We start from the raw sequence: 19,353 nt of genomic DNA on the forward strand, positions 1-19,353 counted from the left end.
CTCCTGATTTTTACGGTGTCAGCAGAACAGAGCGTGCGATTCGGTGCAGGTTCCGCGTTGCAAGGTGGCCGCCAGTGAAGCGGCCACGCTCTCTTCCTGCTGCTGGCAAGAAAAGCAGCGCACAGTTCCCGGAGCGGCCACAAGGCGCTCCAGCGGGATATCCTCACCGCAATCGGCACACTGGCGCGGGCCGTTGTGCCGCAAAAGATGCAGCAAACGCTCAAGATCGCGGATGCGCTGAACACTGCGGCGGGCGCGGCAATAGGCAATATGCGCCGCCTCCATATGGCTGGCGGCATCTGCCTCGTCAGAAAAATGCTGCGCCTGAAAGCCTGCGCGCAACAGGGTCATGCGCCGCAACTCGTCGGCCAGTTCATCCTGTACCTGTTTAAGCATGATGGTGTCGTGCATAACTGCCTCCCCGGATTTACCGGCGGTTGAACTGTTGTTCTTGAGGCAGTGTGCGCCCGTATTTTGGCAACAAGGTGCCAGGCATGTTAAATCATGCGGCACATTGACGGCAAAATGGAGAAAAAACGGCAAAGGGGAGAAACGCTTTTGACGTTTCTCCCCTTTATATTGGAAGCATGGGTGCGGGCTTATACGGCCGCCATATTCAAAGCATCCGCATAGCGGGACTGTGCGACGGCCTGCGTGCCGCCGGAAGCTGTCCTTTCCGCGGGATGGCTTTTGCCTCAGCTACCGCACATACCCAGAAAGTAACCATGCAGGCGCGTATCCGGAGTCAGCTCCGGATGAAAGGACGTAGCCAGAATATTGTTCTGGCGCACCGCCACCGCCTGCCCCTTGACCTCGGCCAGCACCTTTACGCCCGGCCCCATGCCAGTGATGACAGGAGCGCGGATGAAGACCGCCGGGACAGGTTCCGGCCCGATTTCCGGCATGGCAAGATCAGTTTCAAAGCTGTCCACCTGACGGCCGAAAGCATTGCGCCGCACGGTGGCATCCAGCACGCCCAGCCGGGGCTGGTCAGAATTTTCAATAACGCGACACAGCAGGATAAGTCCGGCACAGCTACCGTATACCGGCATGCCCTGCTCAATGCGCTCCCGCAACGGTTGCAGCATATGCCACTCGTTGAGCAGTTTGCCCATGGTGGTGCTTTCACCGCCCGGAATGATCATGGCGTCAATGCCGTCCATATCCTTGAGCTGGCGCACTTCGCGGGCCGCCACGCCCAGACGGGACACGGCGGCCACATGCTCACGAAACGCCCCCTGAAGGGCCAGCACACCCACACAGCGGGCCATCTACCAGCCCCGCTCCTGCATGCGTTCACCCGAGGGAATGGTGGAAATTTCAATGCCCACCATAGGTTCGCCAAGATCGCGGGAGATTTCGGCCAGCAGGGCGAAATCCTTGTAATTTGTCACGGCCTGCACAATGGCTCTGGCACGCTTTGCCGGGTCGCCGGACTTGAAGATGCCGGACCCCACAAACACGCCGTCGCAGCCAAGATGCATCATCATGGCGGCGTCAGCCGGGGTGGCGATGCCGCCGGCGGCAAAGTTGACCACGGGCAGGCGGCCTTCTTTGCGCACGAGCAGGCACAGCTCAAGAGGAGCGCCCATTTCTTTGGCAAAATTGGGTACTTCGGCTTCGGGCAGGGCGCAGAGCATGCGTACTTCGTCCATCACCTGACGGCAATGGCGCACGGCTTCAACCACGTTGCCGGTGCCGGGCTCGCCCTTGGTACGAATCATGGCCGCGCCTTCGGCAATGCGGCGCAGGGCTTCGCCCAGGTTACGGCAGCCGCAGACAAACGGCACGGTGAAGTCGCGCTTGTCGATATGATACTTGTCGTCAGCCGGGGTGAGCACTTCGCTCTCGTCAATATAGTCCACGCCCATAGATTCAAGAATACGCGCTTCCACAAAGTGGCCGATGCGCGCCTTGGCCATAACGGGAATGGTGGCTACTTCCATGATTTTTTTAACAATGGTGGGATCAGCCATGCGGGCAACGCCGCCGGCAGCGCGAATGTCCGCAGGCACACGCTCCAGAGCCATTACGGCGCAAGCGCCGGCTTCTTCAGCGATTTTAGCCTGTTCGGGAGTGGTGACGTCCATAATCACGCCGCCTTTCAGCATTTCTGCAAGGCCTGTCTTCAGGCGAATGGTGCCCTGTTCCATTTCTTCTACTCCTTCTGAGCCGGGTCTGCCGGCGAGATGTTTGGCAGTCTACCGCTCACGCTGCGGCGTTGCTGGGATGCTATATATGTCATAAGCGTTCGCCTGACAATACATTGCGCAAAGGCGGGACAGGTCCGTCCCGCCCCCGGCTTGCGCTCGCCCCCGGCTCTGAGTATGCTGTATTTTTCCAGAGGATGCCTATGATGACCACACCCAGTTTCTGTATAAGGCTGCCTTTTCTGCGCGGCTCCCTGACGGACCTGCACGCGGACCTGCCCGCGACCCAGCTTTTGTGGCCCGGCCTGCCGCAACCGCCGCAGGCAGGCGCATACTGCCCGCCCGACTATCCCTTTGCCCCGCGCGAGGCCGCGGCCTGCCTTGAAGACCTGCGCCGCATGGGCGACGAGGCGCTTTCGGGCCTGCCCGTAGGGGCAGCCTCAGCAGGCAATGCCCGCGCGGCTCGCCACGCTTCGGAAATGGCGCTGCTGCGTGAATTTGGCAACGCAGACAACGAGGCCGCCCTCAAGGCCGAAGCCGTCCGCAAGCAGCGCATTGAGCACGAACAGGCGCACAAGGCCCTTCTTTGGGCATGGCTTCAGGAAGAACGCATGGCCGAACTGGCAGACATGGCCCGCGCCCTGACCCTCAAGTCCGAGTCCTTCACCCGTTCGCTCGGTGTGGAAGACGGCGAAATTCCGGGCCTCGGCGCTTCTGAAGGGCATGCCGGAGCAGGCATTTTGGGTACGCCCGTCAGCCTCGACCTTGGCCTTATGCCCCCCTGGCGGCTGGTAGCGGCCAATGCCATGTACTTTCTGCCGCCTGATCTGCCCATTCTGGCTGAAGGCCCCATGGCCGAAGATATACAGGAAGAAGCGGACTTCAGCCCGGTCGAAGAAGACACCACTGCCCTGGCCGCGAACATGCCGGGGCTGTTGCAGGCCCGTGCCCCGGCATGGCGGATTCTCGGCCGCAAACAACCCACCGGTTCTCCGCCTCTGGATGTTGAGCGCCTGTGGCTCGTATGGAGGCCAGCATCATGAGCGCACTTTTCCCCCACGGCCTTGCGGGAGTAATCTTTGACTGCGATGGTGTGATGATAGATTCGCGCGAATCAAACAACATCTTCTACAATCGCGTTCTTGAACACTTTGATTTGCCGCCCATGACGCTGGAGCAGGAAGAATACTGCTTCATGGCGACCGCCTTACAATCGCTGCTGCATATTGTGCCGCCGCATCTTCACGATCAGATAGAGTATGTAACACGCGAAGTTGTCAACTACCGGCGCGACATACTGCCCATGCTGCGCCTGCAACCGGGGTTTACCGATTTTATTGATGACCTTCGTGACCGCCGGGTGCGCATGGCTGTGCATACCAACCGCAGGTTTGAGGGAATACAAACGGTTCTGGACATTTTCGGCCTGCCCACCTATTTTGATCCTGTGGTTGCGGCCGATACGGCAGCGCCCAAACCGTCTCCCGAAGGCACGCGGTACATCTGTTCCGCCTGGGGCGTTCCGCCCGAAACCGTGCTTTTTGTGGGCGACAGCGAACATGACAAGGAAGCGGCCCGGGGGGCGGGCGTAGTATTCGCGGCATTTGGCAGCGGGTCTCTCCGGGGGCAGATAACAGTCACGGATTATGCAGGCCTGCACGCCGCACTGAACCGGACATTGCCGCCCCAAAAGGCCGAGGCGTAAGATCACGCCGGGCCTCCCCGAACGTATTTTTTTGACACAAAGACCGCCATTCTGGAGGGCGCATGATTGTTCTGGCCAATACCATGAGCGCCGTTGCCATGATTCTCGGCTCACTGCTGAACCTGTATTTCTGGATTGTCATCATCGCGGCCGTGCTTACCTGGGTGCGGCCCGACCCCTATAATCCCATAGTGCGCACCCTGCGCGCCCTCACGGAACCCGTGTTTTACCGTGTGCGCAAGTGGCTGCCCTTTACCTACACCACTGGCATGGACTTTTCCCCGGTGGTGGTGCTGCTGAGCATTGAGCTTTTCAACCGCATTGTGGTTGCCTCTCTTGCCCAGTACGCGCTTGCCATTCAATAACCCTGGCTTCCTCGCGGGCTTCCGCGTTCGAACATCTAACAATGGAGATTTCTTATGGATCAGCATGAACTAGAACTACTAAACAAGTATGCGGCTACTGATCCGGAGCTGAAATCCCTTTGGGAAGATCACGTGCTCTACGAAAAGCAGGTAGAAAAGCTTGAAGGCAAGGCCTTCCGCACCCCTACCGAAGAACAAACCTTGAAGCAATTGAAAAAACAGAAGCTTGAAGGCAAAACCCAGCTCATGGCAATCCTCGACAGGATAAAAAAACAGGATTGCTAGCAGGCTGTTAAGGAGCCGGCTATGGAATGTACAGGTGCGCAGATTCTCCTTGAGTCCCTGAAGAGAGAAGGCGTTGACGTGCTGTTCGGGTATCCCGGCGGCGCTGTGATTGACATCTATGACGAACTGCCGCGACATCAAGAAATACGTCACGTGCTGGTACGACACGAACAAGGGGCTGTGCACGCGGCTGACGGCTATGCCCGCGCCTCCGGCAAGGTAGGCGCCTGCCTGGTAACCTCCGGTCCCGGAGCCACCAATACGGTGACGGGCATAGCCACAGCCTATTCCGATTCCATTCCTCTGGTAGTGATTACGGGGCAGGTTCCCACACAACTGATCGGCAATGACGCCTTTCAGGAAGTAGACATCGTGGGCATCACCCGGCCCTGCACCAAACACAATTTTCTGGTAAAGGACATCAGCAAGCTGGCCCTTACCATCCGTCAGGCTTTTTATCTGGCGCGCACAGGCCGCCCCGGCCCCGTACTCATTGACCTGCCCAAAGACGTCATGCAGGGCAAAGCCGAGTTCGTGTGGCCCGAAGAAGTCTACATGCGCAGCTATAACCCCACCTACAAGCCCAACCTCAATCAGTTGCGGCGCTCGGTAGAAGAGCTGGCCCGTGCGGAACGCCCTGTCATTCTGGCCGGGGGCGGGGTTATCATGTCCAATGCGGCCGAGGCCCTCACGAGCCTTGCGCGCAAGCTGCAAATTCCTGTCACCTGTTCACTCATGGGCCTTGGGGCCTTTCCCGCCACCGACCCGCTGTGGCTCGGCATGGTCGGCATGCACGGAACCTATGCCGCCAACCTGGCCATCAACAACGCCGATGTGCTGGTATGCGTGGGCGCGCGCTTTGATGACCGCGTCACCGGAAGGCTGGCGGGCTTCGCGCCCAAGGCGCGCATTGTGCATATTGATATCGACCCCACATCCATACGCAAGAATGTGGAAGTGCACGTTCCTGTGGTGGGCGACTGCCGCCTGGCGCTTGAAGGCATGGGCGAAATCTGCAACGCCAAGCTTGAAGGCAAAGACTGGAGCAGCGAACACGCCGCATGGCTTGAGGCCGTGGGCGAATGGAAGAAAAGCAAACCCCTCTGCTACCAGAAAAACCACAATATCAAGCCGCAGGAAGTCATCCAGACCCTGTACGAGCTTTCCAACGATGACGCCATCATCGCCACCGAGGTGGGCCAGCACCAGATGTGGGTAGCCCAGTTCTATACATTCACCAGGCCACGCACCCTGCTCACCAGCGGGGGCCTCGGCACCATGGGGTACGGTTTTCCCGCGTCCATAGGCGCGCAGTTTGCCTTTCCCCACAAAAAAGTCATCACCGTCGCGGGCGACGCCTCATTGCAGATGAACATCCAGGAACTGGCTACCGTGGTTGCCAACAGGCTGCCCATCAAGGTGGTCATCCTGAACAACCGCCACCTCGGCATGGTGCGCCAGTGGCAGGAACTCTTTTACAACCAGAACTACAGCTCCACCAACATGGAGGCCCAGCCGGACTTTGTGAAGCTGGCCGAAGCCTACGGGGCCGAAGGCTACCGCATTGAAAAGCCCGAAGACCTGCGCGCCACGCTTGAAAAGGCCCTTGCCACACCAAACCCGGCCTTTATCGACGTAGTGGTTGAGCGCGAGGAAAATGTGTACCCCATCGTGCCCGCCGGCGCGGCGCTTGATGAAATGTTGCTGGTGTAAAGGAGGGGCTATGACCAAGACACATGTGCTTTCCGTGCTGGTGGAAAACGAACCCGGCGTACTTTCCCGCGTGGCGGGGCTGTTCAGCGGGCGCGGCTTCAACATCCATTCGCTCAATGTGGCCCCGGCCCTGGAAGAGGGCGTTTCGCACATGACCATCACAACTGAAGGCGACAGCCTGATTTTAGAGCAGATAATGAAACAGCTGCACAAAATCGTGTCTGTCATCAAGGTGGTGGACTTTGCAGACATTGCCGCTGTCGAGCGCGAAATGATGCTTGTCAAGGTGCAGGCTGACGGCCCCATGCGGGGTGAGATTCTGCGCACCGTTGAGATATTCCGCTGCAAGGTGGTGGATGTAAGCCCCAATGAAATGACCATTGAGGCTACAGGCAATCAGGACAAGCTGGATGCCATCATCAATCTTTTACAGCGCTTCGGCATCAAGGAACTGGCACGCACAGGCTCTGTAGCCATGCGTCGTTCCAAAAAGGCGGATTAGGGCTTTTTGCCCATGAGCGGATTTTCATTAACATATTTATCCGCTCTGCCGCCGCACACGGTGCGATACGCCGCAACGCGGCGTGAGTGCAGGAAACACGCGTTCCACTGCACATGCCTTTGAGCCTTCACGGCGTTTCAAAGGCACTCTGGTTCAGGACTGCCCGTTCCCGCGCCTGACGGCCCACAAGGCCCTCTCCGGCATGGGGCGGCGCAGGCGGCCTGTGCCCCTTATCCCCAGGGGCCGCCCCTGCGCGCAGGCAGTTCCGCGCCCGCACCTACCGCCGCCTGAGGGCGCAACAGCGCCCGGCGCTTCTGTCCAGGCCCCACGTTCTTTCCCAACGGTGGAAAGAAATACAATTTTGTTTAACCGTGAGTGATCTCAGAGGAATTTCAGATGAAAGTGTATTACGATCAGGATGCCGACCTTAATCTCCTGAAGGATAAAACCGTCGCCATCATCGGCTACGGCAGCCAGGGCCACGCCCACGCCCAGAACCTCCGCGATTCCGGCGTCAAGGTTGTGGTGGGTCAGCGCCCCGGCGGCGCCAACTACGACCTGGCCAAGGAACACGGCTTCAATCCGGTTTCCGCCGCTGAAGCCGCCGCCCAGGCCGACCTGATTATGCTTCTGCTGCCCGACGAAGTGCAGGCCGCCGTTTACGAAAACGACATCAAGCCCAACCTTTCCAAAGGCAAGGCCCTGCTGTTCGCCCACGGTTTCAACATCCACTTCGGTCAGATCCAGCCGCCCAAGGATGTGGACGTCTTCCTCATCGCGCCCAAGGGTCCCGGCCATCTGGTGCGCCGCACCTACACCGAGGGCGGCGGCGTACCCTGCCTCGTGGCTATTGAGCAGGACGCCACCGGAAAAGCCCTTCAGATGGCTCTGGCGTACGCCAAGGGTGTTGGCGGCGCACGCTCCGGCGTGATTGAAACCACCTTCCGTGAAGAGACCGAAACCGACCTCTTCGGTGAACAGGCCGTGCTGTGCGGCGGTATTTCCGCCCTGATCAAGGCCGGCTTTGAAACTCTGGTAGAAGCCGGTTACCAGCCCGAAATGGCCTATTTTGAGTGCCTGCACGAAATGAAGCTCATTGTGGACCTCATGTACGAAGGCGGCCTTTCGCGCATGCGCTACTCCATCAGCAATACCGCTGAGTACGGCGACTATGTCACCGGCTCCCGCCTTGTCACCGATGAGGTGAAAAAAGAAATGAAGGCCGTGCTCAAGGACATCCAGAGCGGCGTATTCGCGCGCAACTTCATCCTTGAAGCCCGCGCCAAGTACCCCATGTTCCTTACCACCCGCCGCAACGAATCTGAACACCAGATCGAAAAGGTGGGCAAAGAGCTGCGCAGCATGATGCCCTGGCTCAAGAAAGACAAAAAAGACTAATGTCTGCCCAGGTGTGCGCCTTCACGCGCACCACCAGCAAATACAATCGGCCGCCCCTCCGGGCGGCCGGTTCTTTTGTACCCACCCTGCCGTAAAATATCGCTACGGGATGGTTGCAAACCCTTTCACTCGCAAGGCTGCCCGCCGTTGCGCGCACAGGGCCTCGCAAACACAACGCATCGTGCAAAAGAACAGATATCCTGCCATGCCGCTTCGCGGCAGGTTGCCCAGCTTCCCGCGGCCGGCAATGTCGCCATGTCCCAACGCGGCGTGTTTGCGTCTTTTCTCATAACCTGATACGAAAAACCGTGGCTTTGCACGTGTTTCGCTCCGGCGGCACGACCAGCGGCCACCATACCGCATACAGGCGACAAATCCCGCCCTTCCGGCCCCGAAGCCGATTGTTCCTAACCCCATGAGGTCGCGCATGGCTGCCCAAAACGCCCATGAAAATACTGAAGAAATCATCGACCTGACAGAACTTATCGAAAAAGGCGAGGTTCCGGCAACTGACGAGGCCGCTCCCGCTTCCAACGATGACGATCAGAGCGGTCTGCATTCGCACATGCGCAGCCTGAATGAAGAAGGCCGCCAGGCCGATGCGGAAATTGACGATCTGCTGGCGCAGATGGAAGCCAGGGACGACGACGAAGATATCCCCGCCGAAGGCGAGGTGCCGCCCGCAGGCGCAGGCAATGCTGCATTCCCGCAAGCCGACGAGCCTGCTTTTTCAGGCACTGCCTTTGCGCCTGATGGACATATTGTGGACCCCAACGAAAAACTGCATATGCCCGGCATGGGAGAGGTCGACAATCTTTTGAATTCTCTTGATATTCCACCACAGCCGCCGCAGCGTTCCCCGGCGGCTCCGTCGCCCCGCAACACGGATGCAGCCGTGGACCAGATGCTGGCCGGTCTGGCAGGGGGCGCATGCCCCACCTCTGCCCGGCCTGTGGCTGCTGCCGACGGCGCCCCCGCCGACACGCCGGACGTGGATGAATTGCTGGCCGCCGGGATCGTGCCGGAGCCTGTTATTTCTGACGAACTGGAAGCCCTGCTCGGCTCAAGCGATCCCGCAGCGTGGCGCGCCGCTCCCGCTCATGCGGACAAGGCTGCTGCCGCGCCAAGTGCCGCAACCGAAGAGCGTTCGACGGCACAGCCCGTGCAGGAATCCTCCGAACCTCCGGCCGCCGCCCCGCAGGCCGCTACCCCACAAGAAAACGCCGCCTCCGGCAATGGCGCTGCGCCCCTGCCTGAATCCAGCCCGGCAACAGGTGCGTCCTTCAACCCCGAAGCCCTTGCGGCAGACCTTGACATACTGCTGGCCGCCGTCAATCCCGCCGCGAGCACTCCGGATGCGGGCCAGCCCGCTGCGGCGAAGACCGGTACCGATGAACTGGACTTTGACCTGGATGCCCTGCTGGCCGCTGCGGATGCCGAAGAGCGCGAAAGCGCGCACACCGTAGCAGAAAAGACGGACAGCCCCGCAGACAACACCGCGCAAACCGCGGAGCAACCCGCAACACAGCCGAAACAGGCGGCCCCGGCCACCCCTGCGGCTACGGAAGACGCTGCGCCGCAAACAGCAGAACAGCCTGTTGCAGAAAGCCCCGCACAGCCGGAACCCGAAGTCCCAGCCCAGCCTGTGCCGAAGAGCGCGGCCCCGGGGGCGACCCAGGACCCGCTTTCAGATCTGGATATTGACGCCCTTCTGGCCGAAGTCACCGGAGGCGCAACAGCCGCGGCTGATCCGCTCCCGGACGTGACGGACGTAACGGACGTAATGGGCGTGACGAATACACCGGACGCGGCGGGCGCCGAAGCCCTGCCCGTCCAGCAGGCGGAAAAAGCGCCTGCCGCTGAGCAGCCCCGCATGGATCCGGACGGAGAAGCCGCTGACTCTTCTGACATGGCTGACAGTGCCAGCCATACAGACATTGCAGACGCCGTGGACACAGTGCCTGCCGCAGCCACTGCAAATGCCGCAGAGGCCCCGGCCGACATGGTCGACACGGCCGACACGGAACATACTGAAAAACCGGAAAAAACGGGAATCTCTCCCATTGCCGATGTTGCGGCCACGGCGAGTTCCGCCGTTGTTCCTTCCCCTGCCCCGGCTTCCGGCGCGCTTGCCGAACGCCTGGACCAGTGCGCGGAGCTGCTGCGTCAGGCCGAAGAGCGCGTAAGCGCTCTGGAGTCAGCCGTGGCTGAAGCCCGTGAAGCGGCAGAACAGGCCCGCGCCCTTGCGGATGAAGCGCGTGAGGCAGCCGGCCTGGCCCAGGCAAGCGCCGAAGAAGCGCAAAATACGGCCCGCGCTGTCGGCAGGGATTCTGCTCACGCTGTGGACGAGGTCCTGCAAGTGGCCCGCAATGCCGAAGAAGCCGCCGGAGCCGCCATGCAGCAAAGCAACGCGGCCCCGGATACTGCCGATGCACTGGCCGAGGCCCTTTTTGAGCCGGGGCATCCCCTGCACCAGCGCCTGATGGACGCCATACAGGCTGCCGCCGCAGAAGCCGCACAACAGGCCGCACAAGCGGCGCTTCAGGAGACAGCCGGCCAGGCTCCTGGTTCCGCTCCCAGCGACGGTCCAGCCGTGGCAGAGCGTCTGGACAATACCGATCTGATGCTGCGCGGCACTTCAGCCCGTCTGGACTCCATAGAAGAGCGGCTGGACGGTCTTGAACCACGCTTCAACGAGCAGGTGGAAAAGTCCGCGGCAGCCGCAGCAGCCCGTATACTGCGCGAAGAGATCGCCCGTCTGCTGGAAAGCGAAGCATAGCAAAGGGGCTGCGCTCGGGCAAAAGAGCGGACAGGCATTGACAATGGCAATCTGCCCTGCGCAATTTTTTGCAAAAGCCCGTGCCGAAAAACACGCCCGGCTTGCCGGACACTTCCCCTGGCTGCACAGCGGTCTGAGGAAGCAGGCCGCAAAGCCATGCGCGCAAGGCGAATGCGCCTCAACGGTTACAGCGAAGAACATTACAGGCAAAAGCAGCAGGGCCGCCTCACCCCGTTACCCCGGCGCTTCAACGTGCCACGGCGGTACGTGCGGCTGTGTCGCGGAAATGTTTTTTGGCCCTGTGCGGAAATACAAACGCGGTCGGCCCCTATTGGCAAACCATGCCGTCCTGGCGGTGTCAGGCTTGCCAAGCAGAGGCGGAACGCATATGCTCTTGCGCGATTTCTCCTGCATGGGACAGTGCCCCGCCAAGTTCGCCGCATGCGGTTTTGCTCAAGACCAAAACCTGGCGGGGCGGCGCATTTTCAACGGTCATATTGGCCGTATTGACCGTAACGAGGCGTGGCCCAGGCCATGCGACAGGCACAGTCATACGGGTGCTTGCCCACGGGCAACGCCATGCAGCAAGCCGGGAGCATGCCCGGCGCGTATATAAAAAAGGGGGCGGGGGCTTTCGTTTCCGTTCTTTTTCCCGTCCAGGCAATGCCCGCTGTGGGTCATGGCCATTCCCCAAAGGGCGGGTTTTGTTTTCCGGCCGCGCGGCCGGAGGCGCAGGCCCCGCAACCGCGCAACCTGCCGGACGGCAGTAACGAGGCACGAGGACCGTATGGATAAAGATCGCAAAGAAGCCCTGCAGGTGGCCAAGGAACTGACCGCCAAGTTTATTGAAACACGCACGGTTTCGCCCGGCAATTTTGCGGAGGTTTTTCCCTCTGTCTACCGGGTGGTCTGCACGGCCATCGGTGTTGACGCGGATCAGGACAACAAGGGTAAATAAGTGGACTCTTCTCGGCTTTCCGGGCAGCAGGACAGGGCCTCGGCCCCGGCTCCCGCGCCTTCACATGATGCTGCCGTGGCCGGCATGTTCGGCCGCATTGTACGCTTTTATGATCTGCTCAACCGTGTTCTCAGCCTGGGGCTTGACCAGCACTGGCGCAAGGTGCTGGCGCGCAACGTGCGGCTGGGCGAAGGCGGCGTGGTGCTCGACCTGGCCGCCGGAACCCTGGACGTGTCACTGGCTATCCGCCGCCAGTACCCCACGGCCCTTGTACCCGCGCTGGACTTCTGCCCTCCCATGCTGGTGCAGGGCAGCCGCAAGCTCAAGGGCGACAATGCCCGGCGCATCCTGCCCGTGGCTGCCGACGCCAAGCGCCTGCCCCTGCCCGATGCTTCGGTAGACTGCCTGACCATCGCTTTCGGCATACGCAACATCATCCCGCGTGAAACGGCCTTTGCCGAAATGCTGCGTGTGCTGCGCCCCGGTGGCCGGGCTTGTATTCTGGAATTCGGCTCGGGCCGCGAGCGCATCTGGGGCGGCCTGTACAATGTGTACCTGAACCACCTGCTGCCCCGCGTGGGCCGTATGTTTTCCAAAGATCCCGCAGCCTATGCCTATCTGGCGGACACTATCCGCGTGTTTCCCTCAGCCGTTGAGCTGGAAAAAGAAATGCGCAAGGCCGGATTCCGCAGGGCGTGGTATCAGAAGCTCACGTCAGGCATTGTCTGCCTGCATGTGGGTGAAAAGGCCCGCTAGGCATCCGGCACAGACGATCCCGAACGGTGGCGGCCGCCTGAACCGGTAAAAAGCGCACATGGCTTCCATGCGGCGGCAAGCCATTACCGTGCCACGTGCGCGGCTGGCGCAACCTTTGATCATGCACGTGATCACAGGGGCAGAAAGGGCAAAAAATGTTCAGGCCACTGCCGTTTTGCAAAGCCGCACAGCAGTACCGCCTTCTGTATGGCACGGCAGGCGGCAACGCTTGCGCAGCGCTGCCCGGCAGCCACAGGAGCACGACAGCTTTGGGAATAGCTTCTCAAAGTTTTGAAGGCGCTCACTACGGCGCAGAACCGCGCAAGTAGACGGCCTAGCGTGAAGCCAGCCAGACGACCAGCAGCCCCAGGGCCAGGGCCGTCAGCCCGACCACACGCAAGCGGCTTTCGGGCAAGGGAAGAATGCTCAGCAAGGCCCGGCGCATGCCGCCGGGAAAAAGCGTCCAGCACAGTCCCTCAAGCACGATGGCAAGGCCCAGGGCGCGGAAAAAAAGTTCGATATCAAAGTCCATGCTTTTCTTGGTGACGAAAAAAGCCTGTTTTGTAAAGGAATGAAATTATGGTGACATTCGAGGCCCTGCAACAAGGCAAAGAAACGCTGGCCGTCGTCGGCCTCGGCTATGTGGGCCTGCCCCTGGCCGTTGCCCTTTCGCGCCGGATGAACGTGCTGGGGTTTGATATCAGCGCCCCGCGCATCAAGGAACTTCAGGACGGGCACGACCGCACGCGCGAAGTGGACGATCACAGGCTGCAGGCCGCCAATGTGCGTTATTCCTGCGACCCGGCCGATCTCAAGGAAGCCGCCGTTATTATTGTGGCAGTTCCCACCCCCATAGACGACCACCGTTCGCCGGACCTGACCCCCGTGGTGGGGGCCAGCACCACCGTGGGCCGCCACATGAGCAAGGGCTGCGTGGTGGTGTACGAATCCACCGTGTACCCCGGGCTTACCGAAGAAATCTGCGTGCCGATCCTTGAGCGCGAGTCCGGCCTCACATTCGGCCGCGACTTCACCGTGGGCTACTCGCCCGAGCGCATCAATCCCGGCGACAAGGTGCATACCCTTGAAACCATCACCAAGGTTGTTTCCGGCTCCGACGACGCCACCACAGACCTGCTGGTGCAGGTTTACGGCTCTGTGGTCACGGCGGGCATACACCGGGCTTCCAGCATCAAGGTGGCCGAGGCCGCCAAGGTTATCGAAAACACCCAGCGCGACCTCAATATTGCGCTCATGAACGAGCTTGCCATCATTTTCGGCCGCCTCGGCATTGATACCCTTGAAGTGCTACAGGCCGCGGGCAGCAAGTGGAACTTCCTGCCCTTCCGTCCCGGCCTTGTGGGCGGCCACTGCATTGGCGTGGACCCCTATTACCTCACTTACAAGGCCGAAGAACTGGGCTTTCACCCCGAGGTCATCCTGGCGGGCCGCCGTATCAATGACAACATGGGCAAATACCTGGCCGAATGCACGGTCAAACGCCTGATCAAGAGCGGTCGCGTCATCAGCGGAGCGCGCGTGGGCATTCTCGGCTTTACCTTCAAGGAAAACGTGCCGGACCTGCGCAATACCCGTGTGGTGGACGTCATCCGCGAGCTCGAAGACTACGGCGTACAGGTGCTCGTGAGCGATGCCGAGGCCGACCCCGCCGAAGCCCTGCATGAGTACGGCCAGACCCTGTTGCCGCAGAGCGACCTGCGCGACCTGGACGCCCTTATTCTGGCAGTGGGACATGATGCGTATAAAGCTTTGTCTCCCGATGCCATAAAGAGTCTCTTTGCCCAGCCGGACAAGGCCGTGGTGCTGGACGTAAAAAGCTTTCTCGACCCGGCCGCCATGCGCGACGCGGGCATAGATTACTGGAGGCTGTAAACCGCGTGAGCCTGCTCATCTGCGCTGCCACTGGCCCGGAGCTGGCGGGACTTCTGCCGGACTTTGCCCCGCCTGTCGCGCCTGTCGCGTATGGGGGAAATGGCGGAGCAGGCTCTGTTCAGGCGCGCGTGTCCGAAGGCCATACTGCGGATGCCACGTCATGGCCCGAAATGCAGATATGGCCCGTACAGCTTAAGAAAGGCGTGGCATTATGCTGCCTTACAGGTATCGGCCCGGTTAACGCGGCCCTTGCCATGGGGCATGCCCTGAGCCGCGCCGAGGCCGAAGGCACTCCCGTAAGCGCAGTGCTTAATGCAGGTCTTGCCGGAGCTTTTGACCTTGAAAGCCATCCTCTTCTTTCCCATTGCCTGGTGCAGGAAGAGATATGGCCGGAGTATGGCCTGCATGACGGCCAGACCGTTATTGCCGGGGCTTTTGGTTTTCCGCAATGGCAGCCCCCGCAGGGCGAGGCCGTGCGTGACCGCCTGACACTTTGCGGCGTTGAGGCCCTGTCGTCTTTTGGCGGCAGATGCGATGACGGCACGCTGGCCCCCTGCCGCTCACTGACCGTGGCGGGCGTCAGCGCAAGCTTTGCGCGCGCGGCGGATTTACGAAGCCGCTATCAGGCTGATCTGGAAAATATGGAAGGCTTTGCCGTGGCTTATGCCTGCGCACGCCAGGGCATCGCCTGCGTGGAAGTACGCAGCGTGTCCAACAAGGTGGGCCCGCGCGCCAAAGAGGAAAAAGATTTCCCCGGCGCATTGCGCGCCCTTGCCCAGGTGCTGCCCGCCCTTAACCTCATCTGAGTAGTGAAATGATTCAACTCAAAGCACGCATTGCCCTGGAACTTCCGGCCATCAACCGCGCCCTTGACCGGGCTGTGGAAACATTGCCCGAACCGGTGCGCCCGGTAACGCGGCACATTTTTGAAGCCGGGGGCAAGCGTTTGCGCCCGCTTCTCACCGTGCTGACTGCCCGCCTGCTCGGGCATGACAGTGAAGACATCCACGACCTTGCCGTCACCCTTGAAATGCTGCACGCAGCCACCCTGCTGCACGACGACGTGCTGGACAATGCCGTGAGCCGCCGGGGCAAACCCGCCGCCCACACGCTGTACAACGTGTCCAGCGTGATTCTCGCGGGCGACGCCCTGCTGGCCGAAGCCAACGCGCAGGTGGCGCGGCGCGGCGACCCGCGCCTTACACGCTGCTTTTCCGAGGCCACCAGCCGCACGGCCGCCGGTGAGATACTTGAAATAGCCGCTCAGGGCTGCGTGAATACAAGCGCCGGGCATTACGAAGAGATCGTGCGCGGCAAGACGGCGTGGCTCATCCGCGCCGCCTGTGAAATGGGCGCACTTGCGGCCAAAGCTGACGAGGCGAGCGTGGCAGCGGCAGCAGCCTATGGCGAAAACCTGGGCATGGCCTTTCAGATGGTGGACGACGCGCTGGACTTCGCGCCCGAAAGCGCCACAGGCAAGCCCACAGGCGGCGATGTGCGCGAGGGCAAGCTGACGCCGCCCCTGCGTCTTTACCGCGACAGCCTGAACACTGCCGAACGCGAAGCCTTTGACGCGGCATTTACGGGCTTTGCCATGAGCGCGGCCGATGCCGAATCCATTGCCCTGCGCATACGCGATGCCGGTTTTGACACGGCAGTGCGCCGCCAGGCCGACACTTTTCTTGATGCGGCCAGGCTTGCCCTGCATAGCCTGCCCGACAGACCAGAGCGCAAGGTCATGCTCAAGATGACCGATTATGTGCGCGACAGAAAAAAATAAGCTGTAACCGTACGAGGAAGCACCAATGCTCTACCGGGTGGAAACCGGCCTGCACGCCGGACTGGACGATACACAAGGCCGCAAAACGGCCCAGCACCTGCGCAAGGCTCTTGACCTTTCCACAGGCTCAGTGCGCCAGATCAAGGTATTCACGGCTGAGGGATTCAGCGAGTCCCAGGTAAAACGTCTGCTCGATGAAGGTATCTGGCACGATCCCATCCTGCAGGCGGCTTCCCTTGAACCGCTGCCTTCGGGAGATCCCGCGCCCGACTGGTATGTGGAAGTGGGCTTTCGCCCCGGCGTGACGGACAACGAAGCCCGTACCGCCCGCGACACCGCCGCCATGGTGCTGGACGTGCCGCGCGACTCCGTGCACGTCTATACGGCTGTGCAGTACCGCATTGTCAACGATCCCGCCGCCCCGCTCAACCGCGATCAGGTGGACACGCTGACCCGTGACCTGCTGTGCAATACCCTTATCCAGCGCTACCGCATCAAAAGCCGTGACGAATGGCAGGCCAATCCCGGTTTTGAGGCGCAGGCTGCCCAGGTTACCGGCGAATCCAACGATACGGTGGAAACCATCGCCCTTTCCGGCATGGATGACGAAGCCCTCATGCAGGCCAGCCGCGCCAACACCTGGGCGCTGAACCTCAAGGAAATGCACTGCATCCGTGACCAGTTTTCCGCGCCGCAAGAAGCCCTGCGCCGCAAGGCCCTCGACCTGCCCGGCGATCCCACTGACGTGGAAATGGAAGTGCTGGCCCAGACGTGGTCCGAGCACTGCAAGCACAAGATTTTTGCCTCGCGCATTGAGTATACCGATGAGGATACCGGACGCCGCGAAGTGGTGGACAACCTCTACAAGACCTGCATCCGCGACGCCACGGCCATCCTGCGTGAGCGCATGGGCGAAAACGATTACTGCAAATCCGTGTTCAAGGACAATGCGGGCGTTATCGCCTTTATCAACGGCTATGATGCCTGCATCAAGGTAGAAACCCACAACAGCCCCTCCGCGCTTGACCCCTACGGCGGCGCGCTGACAGGCATTGTGGGCGTCAACCGTGACCCCATGGGTACGGGCATGGGCGCGGAACTGGTGTGCAATACAGACGTGTTCTGCTTTGCCTCGCCTTTTCACGACAAGCCCCTGCCCCCGCGCCTGCTGCATCCCCGCCGCGTGCTTGAAGGCGTGCGCGAAGGTGTGGAACACGGTGGCAACAAGTCCGGCGTCCCCACGGTCAACGGCTCCCTTGTCTTCGACGAGCGCTTCCTGGGCAAGCCGCTGGTCTATTGCGGCACAGTCGGCATTATCCCGGCGGAGCTGCACGGCCGCCCCGGCTGGTACAAAAAAGCCGAAACTGGTGACTTTATTGTCATGACCGGCGGGCGCATCGGCAAGGACGGCATCCACGGAGCCACGTTCTCTTCCGAAGAGTTGCACGAAGGCTCCCCGGCCACCGCCGTGCAGATCGGCGACCCCATCACCCAGCGCAAAATGTATGACTTCATCATACGCGCCCGCGACCTCGGCCTGTACAATGCCATTACCGACAACGGCGCCGGGGGCCTGTCCTCATCCGTGGGCGAAATGGCTGAAGATACGGGCGGTTGTGTGCTTGACATTGCCAAGGCTCCCCTTAAATACGACGGCCTGCGCCCGTGGGAAATCCTGCTTTCCGAAGCGCAGGAACGCATGACCCTGGCCGTGCCGCCCGCCAGGCTGGACGAGTTCATGGCCCTGGCCGCGCGTATGGACGTGGAAGCCACCGCCCTGGGAACCTTCACCGAGTCCGGCTACTTTGAAGTGCGCTACAATGACCGCATTGTGGCCTCCATGCCCATGAGCTTCATGCACGAAGGCGTACCCCAGCTTGAACTGGAAGCCGTGTGGAAAACGCCGGAAGTTAAAGAAGTCAACGTGGATGTGGCCGATGCGGATCAGGGCGCGTTTTTGAAACGCATGCTCAGCCGTCTCAATATCTGCTCCAAGGAATATATCATCCGCCAGTACGACCACGAAGTGCGTGGCGGCAGCGTCATCAAGCCGCTGGTGGGCGTCAAGCGCGACGGCCCGGCCGATGCGGGCGTGCTGCGCCCCCTGCTGGAATCCGATGCCGGTCTTGTCATTTCCCACGGCATCTGCCCCAAGTTCAGCGAATATGACACCTACTGGATGATGGCCAACGCCATGGACGAGGCCATACGCAATGCCGTGGCCGTAGGCGCGGATCCCGACGCCCTGGCCGGAGTGGATAACTTCTGCTGGTGCGACCCGGTGGTCAGCCCCACCAATCCGGACGGCCGCTACAAACTGGCCCAGCTTGTGCGCGCCTGCCGCGCCCTGCGGCAGTTCAGCCTGGCCTTCGGCGTTCCCTGCATCTCGGGCAAAGACTCGATGAAGAACGACTACACCGGCGGCGGCGAACGCATCTCCATCCCGCCCACGGTGCTCTTCTCCATACTGGGCGTCATCCGCAATGTTACCGCCACCCAGACCTCGGACTTCAAAAAAGAGGGCGACCACATCTATCTGCTCGGCGGCACATGGCGTGAAATGGCAGGCAGTGAAGCCGCCGATGAACTGGGCCTCAAGGGCGGCCTCGTGCCGCACGTGGATGCCGGAACCGCCATGGCGCGTTACCGCGCGGTTTCCGCCCTTATGGGGCAGCGTGCCATTTCCGCCTGCCATGACTGCTCGGATGGTGGCCTGGCCGTAGCCCTGGCAGAAATGTGCATTGGCGGCCGCCTGGGCGCGGAACTCAATCTGGACGCGGTGCCTGCCTTCCAGGACATGAACAAGACAGAGCTGCTGTACAGCGAAAGTGCCAGCCGCCTGCTTGTGAGCGTCAAACCCGACCTGGCCATGATCTTTGACGCTCTGGGCCAGTGGCAGATATGCACCCGCATCGGCACGGTGACCGGCGACAGCCATCTGACGATGAAATCCGGCGACAGCGTCATTGCCCACGAGCATGTGGACGATCTGGCCCGTGCCTTCAAGGTGACCCTGGACTGGTAAACACCACCGCCGGGCCGCTGTGCGGATGCAGCACGCTGCAATCC

General features: G+C 61.1%; 18 protein-coding genes. 14 read left to right on the forward strand and 4 right to left on the reverse strand.

From position 1 onward, the window contains the following. Window positions 1–18: 18 nt before the first annotated feature. From QZ377_RS01220 to pdxS, 3 genes are all read right to left on the reverse strand, one after another. Entirely contained in the window at window positions 19–411 is a 393-nt protein-coding gene (locus QZ377_RS01220; protein ID WP_291438794.1) for a TraR/DksA C4-type zinc finger protein, read from the reverse strand. Between the two features lie 284 nt (window positions 412–695). After that, a complete protein-coding gene (gene pdxT, locus QZ377_RS01225) occupies window positions 696–1,271 on the reverse strand; it encodes a pyridoxal 5'-phosphate synthase glutaminase subunit PdxT (RefSeq protein ID WP_291438796.1) in 576 nt (191 codons plus the stop codon). Continuing rightward, window positions 1,272–2,153, reverse strand: coding sequence for a pyridoxal 5'-phosphate synthase lyase subunit PdxS (gene pdxS, locus QZ377_RS01230; RefSeq protein WP_012625518.1), 882 nt, complete (start codon window positions 2,151–2,153; stop codon window positions 1,272–1,274). Window positions 2,154–2,356: 203 nt separating this feature from the next. Between pdxS and QZ377_RS01235 the strand changes: the two genes are divergently transcribed. The 10 genes from QZ377_RS01235 (at window position 2,357) to QZ377_RS01280 (ending at window position 12,611) form a co-directional block, all read left to right on the forward strand. Next, window positions 2,357–3,193, forward strand: coding sequence for a hypothetical protein (locus QZ377_RS01235; protein WP_291438799.1), 837 nt, complete (start codon window positions 2,357–2,359; stop codon window positions 3,191–3,193). Then, complete coding sequence (locus tag QZ377_RS01240; RefSeq protein WP_291438801.1) at window positions 3,190–3,855, forward strand: HAD family hydrolase; 666 nt, start codon at window positions 3,190–3,192, stop codon at window positions 3,853–3,855. Before QZ377_RS01235 ends, QZ377_RS01240 begins: the two co-directional genes overlap by 4 nt. Window positions 3,856–3,917: 62 nt before the next feature. Further along, entirely contained in the window at window positions 3,918–4,220 is a 303-nt protein-coding gene (locus QZ377_RS01245; protein ID WP_012625521.1) for a YggT family protein, read from the forward strand. A gap of 54 nt (window positions 4,221–4,274) precedes the next feature. Beyond that, window positions 4,275–4,505, forward strand: coding sequence for a YdcH family protein (locus QZ377_RS01250; protein ID WP_012625522.1), 231 nt, complete (start codon window positions 4,275–4,277; stop codon window positions 4,503–4,505). A gap of 21 nt (window positions 4,506–4,526) precedes the next feature. Beyond that, window positions 4,527–6,218: a biosynthetic-type acetolactate synthase large subunit gene (gene ilvB / locus QZ377_RS01255; RefSeq protein ID WP_291438804.1), complete on the forward strand. Its 1,692-nt coding sequence runs from the start codon at window positions 4,527–4,529 to the stop codon at window positions 6,216–6,218. Window positions 6,219–6,228: 10 nt separating this feature from the next. After that, window positions 6,229–6,720 (forward strand): acetolactate synthase small subunit, encoded by a 492-nt coding sequence (ilvN, locus tag QZ377_RS01260; RefSeq protein ID WP_291438806.1) that lies wholly within the window; start codon window positions 6,229–6,231, stop codon window positions 6,718–6,720. 396 nt (window positions 6,721–7,116) lie between these two features. Next, window positions 7,117–8,118 (forward strand): ketol-acid reductoisomerase, encoded by a 1,002-nt coding sequence (ilvC, locus tag QZ377_RS01265; protein WP_291438808.1) that lies wholly within the window; start codon window positions 7,117–7,119, stop codon window positions 8,116–8,118. A 427-nt stretch (window positions 8,119–8,545) separates the two neighbouring features. Next, window positions 8,546–10,897: a hypothetical protein gene (locus QZ377_RS01270; RefSeq protein WP_291438810.1), complete on the forward strand. Its 2,352-nt coding sequence runs from the start codon at window positions 8,546–8,548 to the stop codon at window positions 10,895–10,897. Between the two features lie 787 nt (window positions 10,898–11,684). Next, the gene (locus QZ377_RS01275; protein ID WP_012625527.1) at window positions 11,685–11,855 is read left to right on the forward strand and encodes a hypothetical protein; all 171 of its coding nucleotides are present in this window, start codon (window positions 11,685–11,687) and stop codon (window positions 11,853–11,855) included. After that, the gene (locus QZ377_RS01280) at window positions 11,856–12,611 is read left to right on the forward strand and encodes a ubiquinone/menaquinone biosynthesis methyltransferase (protein WP_291438814.1); all 756 of its coding nucleotides are present in this window, start codon (window positions 11,856–11,858) and stop codon (window positions 12,609–12,611) included. It abuts the gene before it with no gap. A gap of 334 nt (window positions 12,612–12,945) precedes the next feature. On the opposite strand, the gene QZ377_RS01285 is transcribed toward QZ377_RS01280, so the two are convergent. Next, complete coding sequence (locus tag QZ377_RS01285; protein ID WP_012625529.1) at window positions 12,946–13,143, reverse strand: DUF2065 domain-containing protein; 198 nt, start codon at window positions 13,141–13,143, stop codon at window positions 12,946–12,948. Between the two features lie 47 nt (window positions 13,144–13,190). On the opposite strand from QZ377_RS01285, the gene QZ377_RS01290 reads away from it, so the two are divergent. Genes QZ377_RS01290 through QZ377_RS01305 form a run of 4 tightly spaced genes read left to right on the forward strand, consistent with a single transcriptional unit; the run spans window position 13,191 to window position 19,309 of the window. Next, entirely contained in the window at window positions 13,191–14,504 is a 1,314-nt protein-coding gene (locus QZ377_RS01290) for a nucleotide sugar dehydrogenase (protein WP_291438817.1), read from the forward strand. Between the two features lie 5 nt (window positions 14,505–14,509). After that, a complete protein-coding gene (gene mqnB / locus QZ377_RS01295; RefSeq protein WP_291438819.1) occupies window positions 14,510–15,310 on the forward strand; it encodes a futalosine hydrolase in 801 nt (266 codons plus the stop codon). 8 nt (window positions 15,311–15,318) lie between these two features. After that, window positions 15,319–16,284: a polyprenyl synthetase family protein gene (locus QZ377_RS01300; RefSeq protein ID WP_291438821.1), complete on the forward strand. Its 966-nt coding sequence runs from the start codon at window positions 15,319–15,321 to the stop codon at window positions 16,282–16,284. Window positions 16,285–16,309: 25 nt separating this feature from the next. Then, window positions 16,310–19,309 carry an AIR synthase-related protein gene (locus QZ377_RS01305; RefSeq protein WP_291438823.1) on the forward strand — a complete coding sequence of 1,000 codons (3,000 nt, stop codon included), beginning with the start codon at window positions 16,310–16,312 and terminating at the stop codon, window positions 19,307–19,309. Window positions 19,310–19,353 lie beyond the last annotated feature (44 nt).

It is taken from the genome of Desulfovibrio sp. (genome assembly GCF_019424165.1).
Classification (GTDB): domain Bacteria; phylum Desulfobacterota; class Desulfovibrionia; order Desulfovibrionales; family Desulfovibrionaceae; genus Desulfovibrio.

What these genes read in the sequence shown, in the direction of transcription:
- QZ377_RS01220 (WP_291438794.1), bottom strand. Translation starts at nt 411, where the DNA reads ATGCACGACACCATCATGCTTAAACAGGTACAGGATGAACTGGCCGAC.
- pdxT (WP_291438796.1), bottom strand. Translation starts at nt 1,271, where the DNA reads ATGGCCCGCTGTGTGGGTGTGCTGGCCCTTCAGGGGGCGTTTCGTGAG.
- pdxS (WP_012625518.1), bottom strand. Translation starts at nt 2,153, where the DNA reads ATGGAACAGGGCACCATTCGCCTGAAGACAGGCCTTGCAGAAATGCTG.
- QZ377_RS01235 (WP_291438799.1), top strand. Translation starts at nt 2,357, where the DNA reads ATGACCACACCCAGTTTCTGTATAAGGCTGCCTTTTCTGCGCGGCTCC.
- QZ377_RS01240 (WP_291438801.1), top strand. Translation starts at nt 3,190, where the DNA reads ATGAGCGCACTTTTCCCCCACGGCCTTGCGGGAGTAATCTTTGACTGC.
- QZ377_RS01245 (WP_012625521.1), top strand. Translation starts at nt 3,918, where the DNA reads ATGATTGTTCTGGCCAATACCATGAGCGCCGTTGCCATGATTCTCGGC.
- QZ377_RS01250 (WP_012625522.1), top strand. Translation starts at nt 4,275, where the DNA reads ATGGATCAGCATGAACTAGAACTACTAAACAAGTATGCGGCTACTGAT.
- ilvB (WP_291438804.1), top strand. Translation starts at nt 4,527, where the DNA reads ATGGAATGTACAGGTGCGCAGATTCTCCTTGAGTCCCTGAAGAGAGAA.
- ilvN (WP_291438806.1), top strand. Translation starts at nt 6,229, where the DNA reads ATGACCAAGACACATGTGCTTTCCGTGCTGGTGGAAAACGAACCCGGC.
- ilvC (WP_291438808.1), top strand. Translation starts at nt 7,117, where the DNA reads ATGAAAGTGTATTACGATCAGGATGCCGACCTTAATCTCCTGAAGGAT.
- QZ377_RS01270 (WP_291438810.1), top strand. Translation starts at nt 8,546, where the DNA reads ATGGCTGCCCAAAACGCCCATGAAAATACTGAAGAAATCATCGACCTG.
- QZ377_RS01275 (WP_012625527.1), top strand. Translation starts at nt 11,685, where the DNA reads ATGGATAAAGATCGCAAAGAAGCCCTGCAGGTGGCCAAGGAACTGACC.
- QZ377_RS01285 (WP_012625529.1), bottom strand. Translation starts at nt 13,143, where the DNA reads ATGGACTTTGATATCGAACTTTTTTTCCGCGCCCTGGGCCTTGCCATC.
- QZ377_RS01290 (WP_291438817.1), top strand. Translation starts at nt 13,191, where the DNA reads ATGGTGACATTCGAGGCCCTGCAACAAGGCAAAGAAACGCTGGCCGTC.
- QZ377_RS01300 (WP_291438821.1), top strand. Translation starts at nt 15,319, where the DNA reads ATGATTCAACTCAAAGCACGCATTGCCCTGGAACTTCCGGCCATCAAC.
- QZ377_RS01305 (WP_291438823.1), top strand. Translation starts at nt 16,310, where the DNA reads ATGCTCTACCGGGTGGAAACCGGCCTGCACGCCGGACTGGACGATACA.